Origin of the sequence: Vibrio rumoiensis 1S-45 (assembly GCF_000286955.2) — a bacterium.
Lineage (GTDB): Bacteria > Pseudomonadota > Gammaproteobacteria > Enterobacterales > Vibrionaceae > Vibrio > Vibrio rumoiensis_A.
Window position 1 is genome coordinate 1 of record NZ_AJYK02000105.1, and the last position, 15,728, is coordinate 15,728.

Consider the following 15,728-nt stretch of genomic DNA (forward strand, 5'->3'; position numbering starts at 1 on the left):
ATCTAGGGCTATTTTTTTAGATCATTATTGTTCCTTTTATAGAGTCGTTATACCTCTAATTTTTAACCCATTGTAGGTGAGTGAAGTTAAGATGTTGCAGTTTACTCAAGAAGAAATGCTTGCTATTCGTAATAAGGTGACGAATAGCGTGTTAAATAGGTTAATTGAAGATAATAAAATGGTTATTTCTAACCAGACATTAATTACACCTGATAACCGAGCAACTTGGAATTTGTATTATTTCTGTCCTGAACATGCGGTACGTTTAGATTGGAGGTGGGATAAACCAACCGAACACTGTTGTCCTATTGATGGCAAAGCTTTTTATGGTGAGCCTTACGATGGTGCTTGGTGGCGTGGGCTGAATGGCTTAAATTCGAAAGCCTGTTATGAGTTAGGCTTATTATGGCAACTCACCCAACAGATAAGTTATTTTGAAAAAGTAAGAGAAATTTTGCTCGGTTATGCAAAACATTACCCGGACTACCAACCTCATGGTGGGATCCCATATAACGGTCCAGGTAAAGCGAATGCTCAAACTCTTTGTGAAGCCAACTGCCATTTAGATTTTGTACGTGGATATGATTTTATTCGTGAGCAATTATCAGTGGAAGACAGAGTCTATATAGAAAAACGACTATTACGTGAAGGTGCAGAGTTTCTAATAGAACATCGAGCCGATCAATTACATAATCATGAAATGAAAACCAGTGCGACTATTGGGGTGATAGGGCTGATTATTGACGAGCCAGAATATATTGATTTTGCTCTTAACTCTAAATATGGGCTGAAATATCAGCTTGCTGAGGGGGTAAACTCAGACGGCATGTGGTTCGAAGGCTCCATACACTACCATTATTATGCTTTACAGGCTTTGCTGGCTTTTGAGAAGGTTGCTTACCGTACTCAATATAGTGTTCATGCTGATCCTAATTATTATAAGATGTTGGCTTTTCCTCTTTCTTTACTCAGTGCCACTGGGGATTTCCCTCGTCTGAATGATTGTATTGCTGGACAAGAGAAACTTTCGCATAGTCATCTTTTTGAGTTTGCTTATCGTCAGTTTGATGATCCTTTATTTGCACGAGCTCTTATCAATATTTATCAACATTCACCGCGCGATAACTTAGATGCGTTGTTATATGGTGTGCCTGATTTACCCGTCTTGCCACCTTTACTGTGTCAACCACAACATGCACCTACCTCTGGCTTAACGAAAATGTACGATGAGCAAAGTGGTAATATGCTGCTGCTAAAGCATGCTCCTTATGGTGGAGAGCATGATCATTATGATCGATTAGGTTTAATTATTTGTCGTAATGGGCGAGAAATTTTGCCGGATATCGGGACAACAGGCTATGGAGCAGAGCTTCATTACGGCTATTACAAGAATACAGTTACTCACAACACACTAGCGGTAGAGCAAGAAAATCAACCGCCTGCTATTCCAGTGTGTTTGGATTATCAGCAAACGAGCTCATTCACTTTTGTTGATACATTGGTGGATTGGTCCGAAACAGTGCTAGAACTTGATAGTCACACTATTAAGCAGTGGGATGATGAGACATATACAAACGTTAGCTATCGACGCAGTATTTTATGGCTACCTGATATCGCGATTGATATTAATCAGGTGCTTAACCCACATAATAAACAACTAGATTTAATTTGGCATGTACGTGGAGAACTATGTGTTCAACAATGCTGGCAAGAGGTGAATAACCCTCTGAATGGTCCTTTAAATCGTATGCATAGCTGTCGTCAGCATTCTATTCAAGGTTTGCAGAGTTATCATTTTGACATTCAAGAACAGCCTAAATTTCATTTTCATTTGTATTCACTCCAAAATTCTACAGTTCTAACTGGCCTAGCTCCTGATAATCCAGCCACCCAAGATTTATCCTATTTATTGCTTAGAAATAAAGAAACGTCTTTCAAAGCTATAGCAATTTATGACCTAACTCTTACACAAAGTATTACTGTTGATTGTGTTGAATGGAAAAATGATTTTATTCGGCTGGAATTAACTCAGGATACGGTAAAAAAGAAAATAGAGATCGACCTAGAGAACGCCAAGATTCTCTTAAGTTGAGCAATTATTCTTGCCTTAAAAAGACACTACAACATTACAACTAATAAAAAACCGAGCTAGTTGATAGCTCGGCTTTGTTTGATAGATAAATGTTAAAGTAGTCTAGTCGAGAACTTTCGCCACATCAGCGACTAAAGTAGCAAGTTCATCCCATTTTTCGTTATCGATCAGATCGGTTGGGATCATCCACGTTCCGCCACAAGCAAATACCGCTGGAATCGCGAGGTAATCATTGACATTTTTCGGGCTAACACCGCCAGTAGGCATAAAGCTGACCGGATAAACCGCGGTGAGCGCTTTTAGCATACTCACGCCACCTGAGGGCTCTGCAGGGAAGAACTTTAATGTATCTAGACCTAGTTCCATTGCTTGTTCAACAAGGCTTGGGTTGTTAACGCCCGGTACGATTTGTACGCCGCGTTGCTGACAGTATTTAACGGTTGTTGGGTTAAGACCCGGGCTCACCACAAAATCGACACCGGCTTCAATCGACTCATCCACTTGCTTAGTGGTTAGTACGGTTCCAGAGCCGATAAGCATGTCTGGGTAGGCTTCTCGCATGTTCTTAATGGCTTGTACGGCAGCTGGAGTACGGAAGGTCACTTCTGCGCAAGGTAGGCCGTTTTCTACTAAAACTTGTGCAAGTTTTGCCGCTTTGCTGGCATCTTTAATTGCAATAACAGGAACGACTTTTATTTCACTTAAACGTTGTTTAACCGTTGTCATAATTTGTCCTTAGTAATATGAATGTTAGTTTAATTCAGGCATTTCTTGCGCGGGAATAATGGCACCGGGAAAACAAATGACTGTGCCTGCAAGTTTATGACCCATTTGAGCGGATTCTAGTAGGCTGCCACCCGTCAATCGTTTTGCTAAGTAGCCAGCACTGAATGAATCTCCAGCAGCAGTAGTGTCTACAATGTTGTTGACTTTTTGTGGCGCAACTTCAATGCGTTCATCTTGGGTAATAACAAAGCACGCTTCACCGCCACGTTTAATGACTATCTCATTAACCCCCAATGCTTGAGTACGATCAATGGCTTGCTGTTCGTGAGTATCGCCGTATAGCATTTCTTCATCATCGTATGTTAAGAAGGCAATATCAGTCAGCTTTAGAATGGCTTGATAGGCTTGTTGAGCTTGCTGCTGGGTTTCCCAAAGTGCAGGGCGGTAGTTGTTATCAAAGGCAAGTTTACAACCTTGAGATTTGCAGATGGTAAGAACCGTTACTAACTTTTCTAGTGCTTCTGTTGGCAAAATCGCCAAGCTCACTCCGCTTAAATAAATAAAATCATATTGGCAGAGTGTATCGATAATCGCAGTTTCAGATTGCTCAAGTAACCAGTAACGAGCAGCGGCATCACTACGCCAATATTGGAAGCTGCGTTCACCATCATCTGTGGTTGAGATGGAGTATAGACCCGGTAATTTTTTCTCTGATATATGCACATGAGAAGTATCGATGTTTTCTTTGTCCCATGCTTTCAACATTGCTTGGCTAAATGGATCTTTACCTAAGCCTGTTACATAAGAGGTAGTGATGTGTTTATTGGTAAGACGAGAAAGATAAAGGGCGGTGTTTAGTGTGTCACCACCAAAACTTTGTTTATAAAGTTCATCACCGGCTTTTTGTAGCTCCACCATACATTCACCGATAACCGCAACGCGACTGACTTGCATAATATTTCTCCTAAATATGTAATGAACCTATTATCTGTATTTGAATTGTTGCGGTCAATAAAAATGGAACGATGTTTTGTTTTATGTGATTTATGTGTGTTTTTAGAGTTTCAGGCAAAAAAAAGCCGACCTGGGGAGATCGGCAAAAGTAGGCACATCATATGATTTTTACTTTGGGACAGACAGAAACTTAGTCATAAAATTCAGCTGACCCTAGGGGGGATTTTAACCGTTAAGCTAAAATTTCTTTTATAAATACTTTGATTTCATCATCTTGGCAATTGTCGAAGAAACATTGTTGGAAACGTTCACCGGTTACGGCAGTTTTCACAAGTTCTGTATCGATAGCACGTAGTGTGTCTAAGTACGTTTCTTTACAAACCGCAGCTTTCACTTCATTTAGAATACCGGCGTTACGAACTTGAGGTTCTTTGCGCTCAACAGGGTAACCTTCACCACGAGGACCGGTGAATGCTTTTTCGAAGATGTAACGAGCATTAAGCTCAGCAGCCCAACCAAAGCCTTTCGCAAATGCTAGAGCAAGTGCATTACCGTTGTTGATTTGGTTGAATAGGAATGCATCTGATGGATCTAGGCAGTAACCACAAGCCACACCTGGGTGTAGGTTAAGTGACATCATTGCACCTTGGCCAGTACCACAACCAGCAATAACAAAATCAACCGCTTTAGAGTTAAGTAGGATGCTGGCTTGAATACCAAGGTGGATATACGTTAGGTGGTGATCATTTTCATCGCTCATACCTACGTTAGCAACAGTGTGGCCTAGTGGCTCAACAACGCTTGTTAGTTCGTTAAGAATGGTTGCGTTTTTGCCAGCTTGGCTGTTTTCCATCATTAGTGCGATTTTCATTGATATTCTCCAATAGGAAACTGATAAGTATTTAATTTTGCTTGCCTAGGTTAGATTAAGACTAGGCAAGCCAATGATTAATTATTCGATGAAGTCTTTACGCATTGGGGTAAAGTTATCTAGCAATACGCCAGCTTTTAAGCATTTACAGCCATGCATGATGTTAGGTTCTTTATAAAGTGCATCACCAGCTTTAACAATTTTAGTTTCATCACCGATAGTAAATTCAAATTCACCTGATAATACGTAGGTTAATTGTTCATGTGGGTGATTATGAAGGTAACCAATAGCGTTATCTTCAAAATGTACTTCCACTGACATGATGTTATCGCTATAAGCTAAAATCTTACGCTTAACGCCATCACCTAGATCTTCAAGTTTAACGTCTTTACCGTGTACAAACATAGTCATCTTTCCTTTATTAACGTGCTAACCAGCCGCCATCAACCGCAATAGTGTAGCCATTAATGTAGCTTGCTGCATCAGATGCTAAGAATACACAAGGGCCAGCTACGTCTTCTGGTTTACCCCAACGGTCAGCAGGAATTCGTTCAAGAATAGCTGCATTACGGTCTTCATCTGCACGTAGTGCAGCAGTGTTGTTAGTTGCCATGTAACCTGGGGCAATTGCGTTTACATTGATGTTGTGTTTTGCCCATTCGTTGGCCATTGCGCGAGTGATCCCCATAACGGCACTCTTAGAGGCAGTATAAGAAGGTACGCGGATACCACCTTGGAAAGAAAGCATAGAAGCGATGTTGATGATCTTGCCGCCATTGCCTTGAGCGATGAATTGCTTAGCAACTGCTTGAGACATGAAGAATACCGTTTTAGAGTTGATATTCATGACATCATCCCAGTTTTGCTCAGAAAACTCGATAGCATCTTCACGACGAATGATACCAGCGTTGTTTACTAGGATGTCAATTTGACCGAACTCAGCCAGTGCTTTTTCAATAATTGTAGGGATGTCGTCTTGCTTTAGAAGGTTTGCACGAACATCAAGGAAAGTGTGGCCACCTGCGTTCATTAGCTCGATGGTTTCTTCTGGTGCGGTGTAGTTCACACCAACCACTTTACAGCCAGCTTGTGCTAACCCTAGAGCCATGCCTTGACCAAGACCAGTATCACAACCAGTAACAATTGCTACTTTACCTTCAAGATTAAATGCATTCAGAATCATAGTTATTTCCTTTAGTGCCTAGCGTGGCAATTTATTAATTCAAGTGTGTTTTACTTCAGTGACTCAACATTAGCAATTTTGAAACACCATTTCAAATTAAATTAAAATGATGTTTTATAAATTTGATGGGAGTCGTGTTTTTGTATTTGTATTATTATTTGTTTCATTTTTTTGAAGTAGATGTTTTAGAAAAATTGATAAAGAAGATAGAATGGTATATGACGTGAAACTCTTGAAGGTATAGAAGAAATGGAAAAAGCTAAACAACCTGATGCAGTATCATCAGTAATGAAAGTATTTGGTATTTTACAAGCGCTTGGTGAGCAAAAAGACATTGGTATTACAGAACTATCGCAACGTTTAATGATGTCTAAAAGCACCACGTATCGTTTTTTGCAAACAATGAAAATGTTGGGCTTTGTGGATCAAGAGGGTGAAGCGGATAAGTATTCATTAACCTTGAAGCTCTTCGAAGTGGGCGCTAAGTCTTTAGAATATGTAGATATTATTTCGCTTGCTGATAAAGAAATGAGACAAATCTCTGAGCAAACGAATGAAGCGCTGCATTTAGGTGCTTTAGATGTCGATCATATCATTTATACGCATAAAATTGATTCTAACTATAATCTACGTATGCAGTCACGTATCGGTCGTCGTAATCCTCTTTATAGTACTGCAATTGGTAAGGTTCTATTGGCTGAGCGTACAGAAGAATTTGTGCGTGAGACTTTGAAAGATGTGACGTTTATTAGGCATACGGATAAAACTCACGAAAATGTTGATCAACTACTTGCTGAGTTAAAAATAGTAAAACAACAAGGGTATGCGGAAGATAATCAAGAACAAGAGCCTGGTTTGTACTGTATTGGCGCGCCAGTCTATGACCGTTTTGGCCATGTGGTTGCGGGTTTATCTATTTCGTTCCCTACCATTCGCTTTGATGAAAACCGTAAAGCAGATTATGTGGCTATGCTTCAAAACGCTTGTAAGAATATCTCTGAACATTTGGGTTACCACGAATATCCAATGTCTGAAGCATCGTAATCAGGGAAAATATGATTTAAACAAGCAGCCTTGTGCTGCTTTTTTTGTGCCTGCAACCAAAGTTTCCATTCTTTTTATTATATTTAAAACCATGTTTTGATATTGTGTGTAAAAGTTTTTTTGAGGGTTCATTTTATGAGTAATGCTTTATTACCTAACATTTATGATTTTGTGGTACGCATTGATCCTTTCGATAAGTTACCAGAATCAGTGGTTAAGGAAGTTGTTAGTAAAGTTAAAATCACCTATTTATCAAAAGGTGAAGAAATTCATTTTAGTTCAAATTGTGAAGAGCGCTTTCTTTATATTATTCGTACCGGTGCAGTTGAGCAACGAATGAAAGATGGTTCGTTGCGAGCAAGGTTAGGGGAAGATGACCAATTCGGATTTACTTTCTTAGAGCCTCTGGCCAACAGTGAAGATGGTTATACCGCTGTTGCTTTAACGGATAGTTTACTCTACTTAGTTCCTCATTCGACATTACAACATTTGCTTAAAGAGAACCCTCAATTTTCTGAATATTTTGATACCCGAGCACGGGCAAGGTTGAACTCAGCGCTTTATCGAGTTACTCCTGATAATAAAGGGCCTTATTACCGTAAGGTGTCCGAGATTGCGAGTGAAAATATCGCAATAGTGGATAAAAATACCAGCATTAAACAAGTCGCTTCTTATATGTGTGGTGAAATGCGATCATCTTGTGCGGTGGTGAAAGATGGCAATGACATTGTTGGTGTGATTACTGATAGAGATATGACCACGAGAGTGGTGTCACAAGGTATCGACACCGAGCAACCTATTTCGATGGTGATGACGAGCAACCCTCAGTTGATTCATTCAGATGCGACGGTCTTAGAAGCCATTTCATTAATGATGCAATTTAATATTCGTTGCTTACCGGTGGTTCAAGGTCAAAAAGTGATTGGCTTGATTACCACAACTCACCTTGTTCATAACCACAGAACGCAAGCGCTATTTTTAATTGAGAAAATTAAATATTCCAACTCGATCGAATCACTTAAAACTCTAAAAGAAGAGCGTCAAACTATCTTCTCTTCTTTAGTGGAAAGCCAGGTTGGCTCGCATATAGTTGCTTCGGTAATGTCGATGATCATGGATGCCTTTAATCGACGTATTATTCAACTCGCACAGGAAACATTGGGCCCAGCACCGTGCGATTATGCGTGGATTGTCGCTGGATCACATGCGCGTAATGAAGTGCATTTGCTATCCGACCAAGATAGCGCGCTAATTTTAGATGACTCCGCAACTTCAGCTGATATGGCATATTTTACGCATCTAGCTATGATCGTCTGCAATGGGTTGGACGCGTGTGGTTATCCGTTATGCGATGGTAAGTACATGGCTGCAACACCGAAATGGTGCCAACCTTTATCTCGCTGGAAAGAATATTATCGTAAATGGGTCGGGACTCCAGAGTATAACAAGCTACTGAATATTAGTGTTTTTTTAGAAGTACGTTCTTTGTATGGTAATGCTGAGTTGGCAACTGAGTTACAACAGCATTTGCATGATTGTATCGAACAAAGCCATCGCTTTATTCCGTCATTGGTACGTGATGCGGTTGATACCCAACCCCCCCTCGGTATTTTCAATAATCTGGTACTCGAAAAAACCGGAGATAACAGCCGCACATTAAATATCAAAAAATACGCTTTAAACCTCATTATTGATTTAGCACGAATTTATAGCCTTTCGGCGAAAGGTACACTTACGGGGACGGAAGAGCGTTTTGAGTGGGCATATCAACAAGGTGTGATGAGCGAGCAGAGCTATAAAAATATTATTGGTGCCTATCGTTTTATCACTCAAGTTCGTTTTACTCATCAAAATGAGTCGCTGAAATTGGGTAATAAGCCGGATAACCACATTGATCCACAAACATTTAGTAGTTTTGAGCGTAAGCATTTAAAAGATGCTTTCAAGATCATCAATGAGCTACAAGATGGCGCAAAACTTCGCTTTACCAAGGGATAAATCATGCTAAAAGCGATAAAAACACATTTTCACCCTTTAACTAAGATTGAGAAGCAAAGGCAAAATATTCAAATCCCAAAGACGGTTTCTCCAGAGTTGAAGCAATTATTAGCGACACCACTATTGCCGCCTGAGACGCTTTTGCAAGAGGTGAGTTTTCTGGTATTGGACTTTGAAACCACAGGGCTTAATTTTGAGAAAGATAGCTTATTGAGTATTGGTAATATTCAAATGAAGCAAAACAAAATTGACATGGACACCGCAGCGCATTGTTATGTGGATAATAATCAAGAGATAAAAGCAGGAAGTGCCATCATCAATCACATTACCCCACAGATGCTTATCGAAGGAGATAGGCTTGATGAGGCAATGAATCGTTTATTTAGTAAAATGATCGGAAAAGTCGTAATGGCACATGGTGCGGTCATAGAAAGAGGGTTTATCCAAAGCTACTTACAAAAAAACTATGGCTTAGAAACCTTGCCAGTTATTTGGCTCGATACGTTGAAAGTAGAAAAGCACTTAACGTTCCATCAAAAAACGACCGCACTAGAGCTTCAGCTTAATGATGTACGCAATCGCTACGGCTTACCTAAATACAATGCACACAATGCCTTGGTCGATGCGATTTCTACCGCAGAATTATACTTGGCGCAAAAGAGTAAGATCTTTGGTCAGAGTGCAAAAACAGCCACGTTAGGTGATATGTGTAATCGTGCAACCTGCTCTGGTTAATCTTGTTACTTTATTCTTAATATTTTCTTTAAATCTCAATATACAAAAAATCTTTATATGCAAAGCGCCAGCGCCTCAGTCTAGGTGGTTTGCATTATTTTTATATCTCTTTGTCGATTAAGCACTATCTCGTTCTTAATTTTTTATTCCTAAATATCTTCCATAATTTCAAAAATTATTTGCCTTTCTTCCCTTAGTCAATGGTTTTAAAAAATACTGAATATGATCCACCTCAAACAAAGAAACGTTGTTTCAATAAATTTGTAGCTCTAGTTCACAAATGTATTTAATCATATATAAATGGTGTTGATCATATATGAATAATCATTAGTCTCTAGCTATCACTAAGGAGAAATCAATGTTTATTAATTACAACAGTAACCCTACGGATTCCAAAAGTTATGATACTTCTCGACTAAGAGAAGAGTTTCTTACGGAAGATTTATTTCAAGATAACCAAGTTAAGGTTGTGTATAGCCATATTGATCGAATCGTTGCAATGGGGGTCTGTCCAACAGAGCAAGTATTAAAACTTGATGATGTAATGGACAAGAAAGCCTTTGGCACTGATTTCTTTTTAGAGCGTCGTGAATTAGGGATTTTAAACTTAGGGTCAAAGGGTGTGGTTCGCTGTAAAGGGGAAACATACACGTTGGAATACCTTGATGTTTTATACCTAGGTAAAGGCGAAGAAAATATTGAATTTGAATCATACGATTCAGCTGAACCTACCTCATTTTATTGTTTAAGTGCGCCTGCACATCATACTTATCCATCTCGCATTATCCGTCGTGAAGATGCCAAGAGAGTTGAGCTCGGTTCACAGGAAAATGCTAACGACCGCATTATCACTCAATATTTACATCCAGACGTTCTACCTACTTGCCAATTGTGTATGGGGGTGACTCACCTTAAACCAGGTAGCGTTTGGAATACCATGCCAGCGCATACTCATGAGCGTCGAATGGAAGCTTATCTTTATTTCAATGTGAAGCCTTCACAAGTGGTCTTCCACTTTATGGGTGAACCAGAAGAAACCCGACACATTATTGTTCGTGATAAGCAGTTAGTGCTGTCACCAAGCTGGTCGATTCATTCTGGTTGTGGAACACAAAATTACAGCTTTGTTTGGGGAATGGTTGGAGAAAATCAAACCTTTGATGATATGGATTTTGTCGATATGAACTTAATTAAATAATAACAATTTATACGGAGATAATGACATGTTTACTCGTACTTCATTGAAAAAAGCGACATTGGCAGCAGTTATTGGTAGCACGCTGGGTATGTCTTCACTCGTTAATGCAGCAACAGAAATTAAAGCGGCATTTAATCAGTCAAATCAACATCCTCAATATGTTGCTTTGCAAGGTGTAGCTGAAAAATTGGAAAGAAAAACCGACGGTCGCTACAAACTTTCAATTTTTCCTAATGAGTTATTAGGTGATCAGCGTGCAGCGTTAGAGTTAGTACAGATGGGCTCAGTACAAATGGCGGTCGTAGCAAACCCATTGGTTGAAAACTACGATAAAACGTTCCGTGTGATCGGTATGCCATATATTTATACCGGCCCTGAACATCAAGAGAAAGTATTTACCTCTGGCATGCTTGATGAGCTTTTTGCTTCAACTAGTAAGTTTGGCTTCGAAGTATTAACCGCTTATACCGCAGGTGCTCGTAGCATGTACACCAAGAAAGGCCCGATTAACACGATCGAAGACATGAAAGGTGAAAAAATACGTGTTATGCAGTCTGATACTATGATCAAAATGCTTTCTTGTATGGGCGGCACTGGTGTAGCAATGGGGCAAGGTGAAGTGTACAGCGCCATTCAACAAGGCGTTCTTGATGGTGCAGAAAATAATGAAATTACTTATGCAGATTTAAAGCAGTATGAAGTTGCGCCTTACTTTTCTTCAACTCGTCATTTAATGGTGCCTGATCTTGTGGTGATGAGTACGGATTTCCTTTCTTCTATGCCAAAAGCAGACCGCGATATTTTGGTTAACCTAGTCAAAGAAAGTACCCAAATGGAATTTGAATTATGGAATAAGCAAATTTCAGAAGCGAAAGCGATTGCTCAATCTAAAGGCGCGAAATTTAACGATGTGGATATTAAACCATTCCAAGACAGCTGTAAGAGCTTGCAAGACAGCTTAATTGAAACACCTGCGCAAAAAGAACTCTTTAAACAAATTACAGAACTTAAATAAAACCAACATGGCTGGATAAGAGATATCCAGCCTTTTTTAAGGTAAAGAGACATGTTAAGTGGTAATGAATCTAAATTATTATTGACGATGAATAAGGTTAAATTTCTCGTTGATAAACTGATTTCTTGGACATGCATCACGATTGTTGGCTCTATGACGGCATTAGTGACATACCAAGTTATTTCTCGGTATTTATTCGATAGCCCTAGCGGAGTGAGTGAGGTGCTGTCTAGGTACTTATTTATTTGGTTAATCTTTTTAGGTAGTGCTTATGTTTTTGGTTTACGTGAACACATGAGCATTACGTTTGTTAAAGATAAATTTTCGGAAAAAACTAAAATCTATCTCGATATGTTTATAGAGCTTGTCATCGTAGTCTTTGGCTTTTCTATTATGGTTTTTGGTGGCTACAACACGGCAGTAAGACAAATGTGGCAACAAGATTCAGCATTACAAATTCCAATGGGCACGATTTATTCGGTGATCCCAATCAGCGGTGCAATTATTTTATTTTATTTCTTGTGTCATGAGATTGGTTTTATTTCTCGCCTTAAAGCCCTAAAACAAAAATAAAAATAGAAGGAAATAGCAATGGATATGGCACTTCTTGCCGCACTGATTATGTTCGGTGGTGTGGTATTTTTTCTTGTAATAGGTACGCCTATTAGTATCGCGGTAGGGATTTCATCTTTTGCAGCTATGTTGGTTATTCTACCAATGAAAGGTGCAATGCTGACTTCTGCTCAACGAATGTTTGTTGGATTAGACTCTTTTGCCTTACTCGCAATTCCATTTTTTATACTGGCTGGCAACATAATGAATAATGGAGGCATCGCGATAAGGCTAATTAATTTTTCAAAGATCATCAGTGGTTTTTTCCCTGGTTCTTTAGCGCAAACCAATGTTGTCTCAAACATGTTATTTGGTTCAATCAGTGGCTCCGGTGTGGCTTCTGCCGCAGCCGTTGGTGGCATTATGTCGCCAATCCAGAAAAAAGAGGGTTATGACCCTGCATTTAGTACTGCAGTTAATATTGCTTCAGCACCAACAGGAATGTTGATCCCACCAAGTAATACATTGATTGTTTATGCAACAGTTGCTGGTAGTGTATCCATTTCTGCTTTGTTTATGGGTGGCTACTTGCCTGGTATTTTATGGGGCTTAAGTGTCATGATCATGGCGGGCATCATGGCAAAGCGTCGTGGTTATATTGCAAAACATAGCATGACATTAGCTGACTGTTGTAAAGTGACTATTGATGCAATTCCAAGCTTATCACTTATTGTAGTGGTGATTGGCGGGATACTAGGTGGGGTTTTTACCGCAACAGAAGCTTCAGCTATTGCTGTCGTTTACTCATTGATTTTAAGTTTGGGTTATCGCTCACTTGATATCAAAAAACTGCCTGAGATCTTTCTAAGCACGGCGAAAATGTCGGCGATTGTTATCTTCATGTTAGCGACTTCATCAATCATGTCTTGGGTAATGGCATTTACTCAAATTCCAGCCATGATTGCCGATAACTTGTTATCGGTAACTGATAATCCAATTATCATTTTATTGATTATTAATGTGATCCTTTTGTTTGTCGGCACCTTTATGGATCCGACACCAGCAGTTCTGATTTTCACTCCAATCTTCTTGCCAATCTGTATGGCATTAGGGATGGATCCTGTTCAGTTTGGTATTTTATTGGTGTTTAACCTATCACTAGGAACAATAACACCGCCCGTAGGACCGATTCTTTTTACTGGCTGTAAGGTAAGTGGGATTAGTATCGACAGCGTGGTTCGCACGCTACTACCATTCTTCTTTGCGATATTCCTTGTATTGATGTTAGTGACTTATGTTCCTGCCATCTCAATGGCTATTCCAGAAATGATGGGTTTAGTGGGTTAATATTTTTTTGCTGAATGCTCAAAGCTCTACATTATGTGGAGCTTTATTTTTATCCATTTAAATTCGTTTATTCAAAAGTAAAATGAGTATAATCAGCTTGAGCATGCACGAATAGGTAATGAAGATTTGGAACTGACACAAAAAACAGAATATAGGGCGCCAGCATTAGAAAAAGGTTTAGAGATACTTGAGTTACTTGCTGGCCAAGCTGAGCCATTAACTAAAAAGCAAATTTCTACTCAGTTGAATCGCAGTGTGAATGAAATTTTTCGCATGTTGAGTGTACTGGTTGAAAAACACTATATTGAGTTTGATGCTGATAGTGCGACTTATGCTTTAACATTGAAGATGTTTGCTTTATCTAATCAAGCTCCACCAATCGCGTTATTACTGAAAAAAGCACGTCCTCTGATGGAATCATTGAGCTATTCGGTGAACCAGTCATGCCATATTAGCCGATACAGTAATGGTAAACTGATCGTCATCGCCAGTAATGAAAGCCCTTATAAAATGGCTTTTAGTTTACGGATTGGTGCAGAGTTAGATATTGGTGCTTCGGGTTCTGGTTTGGTATTGCTTAGTTTTAGTGAGCCTACAAAAAGATCTGAAATTTTAGCTCAACAAGATGGCTTCACATCAGAGAATTTAGATATCATTGCTAAAAAAATTGCAATGATAGAGGAGCAGGGGTACTACGTTGGAGAGAGCCCTCAAATTTCCGGTGTCACTAATATCTCGGTGCCAATCTTCGGTGTATTGGGTGAGTTGATTGCGGTAATTACGGTTCCTTATATGACCCTCAATTCAAAAACAGTGAGCCATGATATTGCCGACATTGAAAAAACTCGCCATGAGTTATTGAAAGTGGCAGAGAAGCTCCACCAAAGATAGTGTTCCCTAAAGCTTAGATAATAACCCGCTAATTGTTAGGTTAGCGGGTTTTAAGTCAGTTTAATAGCTATAAACAATACCTACGCGGTAACGCGGACGCCAATCGTCTTTATCATTATCACCTGCCATATTCTTATCTGCAGGTTGTACACCAATTTCAACGAATGGTGCCCAACCACCACCAAATCCGGTATATGAGATTTTGGAGTTGATTTCTGAAATGCCTTGTTTATCACCATTCCATACTTCTTCGCCTTCTTGCTTGATGGTGTAGTCAGTACTTAAACCAAATTTCCAATCTTCAATACCGCTATAACCAGCTGCAAGGGTGATTCGGTTATAGTGGCTATTGGCTTTATCAAGAGAGCTCTTATAGTTTTCATAGTGGTAACGATAACGAATAGACGTTGAAATGGTGTCAGTTGCTTTATAGCCTAAGGTTAAGTTTCCTTGGTAGCCAACTTTGTCTGAATTGGCTTCAAGCTTAAATTGTGGGGTTAGGCTAAAGGTGTCATTGATTTTCCAGCGGTAGCTAATATTAGCTTGGTTACCATTACCACTTTGATCGCCCCAAGCATCGTTATTATTGGTTTTATATTTTGCTTCTACTTCAAATCCAATGCCGCTTTTAAATCGGTGGCTGACTGCAATACGGTCGGCATGTGCCTGATCGTTTTTATCACCATATTCCGGTTTCCATTCGTGACGGATATTAATTGAAGTTGCTGAAGCTGCCGTTGAAGTCACCGCGATAGCAAGCAAAGAGAGGGTTAATACCTTTTTCATATTATTCTAGTCCTTTATTTGTTTTTATTTCAGGTCAAATAATAAACACAAAATTCATGGGTTAGATCGTTGGTTATTATTTTGTGTGATCTATAAAACAATGTTTTAAAAATATAGGTTAATTATTTTGAAATGGATCAATTATTTTGTTTTTGGCGGGCAGTGTATGATATTAACAAAAGTGAAATGTGGGTTTATCAATTAGACTTTAGTCTTATTTTTGATATTTATTGTGCTAGATCAATTTTGTCTTGTTTCATTTTTATCAAAACATAATCAGTGCCCTACGGTTTTTTTAACTAGATCACTAAATAAGTGAAACATCGTTCCATAAAT

15 protein-coding genes are annotated in these 15,728 nt (G+C 39.2%); 9 read left to right on the forward strand and 6 right to left on the reverse strand.

Features of this window, described 5'->3' with window-relative positions:
* The first annotated feature begins 91 nt into the window (after positions 1 to 91).
* Entirely contained in the window at positions 92 to 2,092 is a 2,001-nt protein-coding gene (locus A1QC_RS14400) for a heparinase II/III domain-containing protein (RefSeq protein WP_017023870.1), read from the forward strand.
* A 102-nt stretch (positions 2,093 to 2,194) separates the two neighbouring features.
* On the opposite strand, the gene A1QC_RS14405 is transcribed toward A1QC_RS14400, so the two are convergent.
* The 5 genes from A1QC_RS14405 to kduD all read right to left on the reverse strand — a co-directional run bounded on the left by A1QC_RS14405 (position 2,195) and on the right by kduD (position 5,826).
* Positions 2,195 to 2,818 (reverse strand): bifunctional 4-hydroxy-2-oxoglutarate aldolase/2-dehydro-3-deoxy-phosphogluconate aldolase, encoded by a 624-nt coding sequence (locus A1QC_RS14405; protein WP_017023871.1) that lies wholly within the window; start codon positions 2,816 to 2,818, stop codon positions 2,195 to 2,197.
* A gap of 24 nt (positions 2,819 to 2,842) precedes the next feature.
* Positions 2,843 to 3,772, reverse strand: coding sequence for a sugar kinase (locus tag A1QC_RS14410; RefSeq protein WP_017023872.1), 930 nt, complete (start codon positions 3,770 to 3,772; stop codon positions 2,843 to 2,845).
* Positions 3,773 to 4,004: 232 nt separating this feature from the next.
* Positions 4,005 to 4,643, reverse strand: coding sequence for an RpiB/LacA/LacB family sugar-phosphate isomerase (locus A1QC_RS14415; protein WP_017023873.1), 639 nt, complete (start codon positions 4,641 to 4,643; stop codon positions 4,005 to 4,007).
* Positions 4,644 to 4,724: 81 nt separating this feature from the next.
* A complete protein-coding gene (locus A1QC_RS14420) occupies positions 4,725 to 5,048 on the reverse strand; it encodes a cupin domain-containing protein (protein ID WP_017023874.1) in 324 nt (107 codons plus the stop codon).
* Between the two features lie 16 nt (positions 5,049 to 5,064).
* Complete coding sequence (gene kduD / locus A1QC_RS14425; RefSeq protein ID WP_017023875.1) at positions 5,065 to 5,826, reverse strand: 2-dehydro-3-deoxy-D-gluconate 5-dehydrogenase KduD; 762 nt, start codon at positions 5,824 to 5,826, stop codon at positions 5,065 to 5,067.
* Positions 5,827 to 6,075: 249 nt separating this feature from the next.
* Here kduD and kdgR point away from each other — a divergent pair, with 249 nt between their 5' ends.
* From kdgR to A1QC_RS14465, 8 genes are all read left to right on the forward strand, one after another.
* Positions 6,076 to 6,870 carry a DNA-binding transcriptional regulator KdgR gene (kdgR, locus tag A1QC_RS14430; protein ID WP_017023876.1) on the forward strand — a complete coding sequence of 265 codons (795 nt, stop codon included), beginning with the start codon at positions 6,076 to 6,078 and terminating at the stop codon, positions 6,868 to 6,870.
* Between the two features lie 135 nt (positions 6,871 to 7,005).
* Positions 7,006 to 8,868 carry a DUF294 nucleotidyltransferase-like domain-containing protein gene (locus A1QC_RS14435; protein WP_017023877.1) on the forward strand — a complete coding sequence of 621 codons (1,863 nt, stop codon included), beginning with the start codon at positions 7,006 to 7,008 and terminating at the stop codon, positions 8,866 to 8,868.
* Between the two features lie 3 nt (positions 8,869 to 8,871).
* Positions 8,872 to 9,603: an exonuclease domain-containing protein gene (locus tag A1QC_RS14440; RefSeq protein WP_017023878.1), complete on the forward strand. Its 732-nt coding sequence runs from the start codon at positions 8,872 to 8,874 to the stop codon at positions 9,601 to 9,603.
* A gap of 358 nt (positions 9,604 to 9,961) precedes the next feature.
* Positions 9,962 to 10,801 (forward strand): 5-dehydro-4-deoxy-D-glucuronate isomerase, encoded by an 840-nt coding sequence (kduI, locus tag A1QC_RS14445; RefSeq protein WP_017023879.1) that lies wholly within the window; start codon positions 9,962 to 9,964, stop codon positions 10,799 to 10,801.
* Positions 10,802 to 10,826: 25 nt separating this feature from the next.
* Positions 10,827 to 11,816 carry a TRAP transporter substrate-binding protein gene (locus tag A1QC_RS14450; RefSeq protein WP_017023880.1) on the forward strand — a complete coding sequence of 330 codons (990 nt, stop codon included), beginning with the start codon at positions 10,827 to 10,829 and terminating at the stop codon, positions 11,814 to 11,816.
* Positions 11,817 to 11,867: 51 nt separating this feature from the next.
* A complete protein-coding gene (locus tag A1QC_RS14455) occupies positions 11,868 to 12,389 on the forward strand; it encodes a TRAP transporter small permease (RefSeq protein WP_017023881.1) in 522 nt (173 codons plus the stop codon).
* Positions 12,390 to 12,407: 18 nt separating this feature from the next.
* Positions 12,408 to 13,715, forward strand: coding sequence for a TRAP transporter large permease (locus A1QC_RS14460; RefSeq protein ID WP_017023882.1), 1,308 nt, complete (start codon positions 12,408 to 12,410; stop codon positions 13,713 to 13,715).
* A 126-nt stretch (positions 13,716 to 13,841) separates the two neighbouring features.
* A complete protein-coding gene (locus A1QC_RS14465) occupies positions 13,842 to 14,606 on the forward strand; it encodes an IclR family transcriptional regulator (RefSeq protein ID WP_017023883.1) in 765 nt (254 codons plus the stop codon).
* 60 nt (positions 14,607 to 14,666) lie between these two features.
* Here the strand turns inward: A1QC_RS14465 and A1QC_RS14470 are convergent, their stop codons facing one another.
* Entirely contained in the window at positions 14,667 to 15,392 is a 726-nt protein-coding gene (locus tag A1QC_RS14470) for an oligogalacturonate-specific porin KdgM family protein (RefSeq protein WP_017023884.1), read from the reverse strand.
* Positions 15,393 to 15,728: the final 336 nt, after the last annotated feature.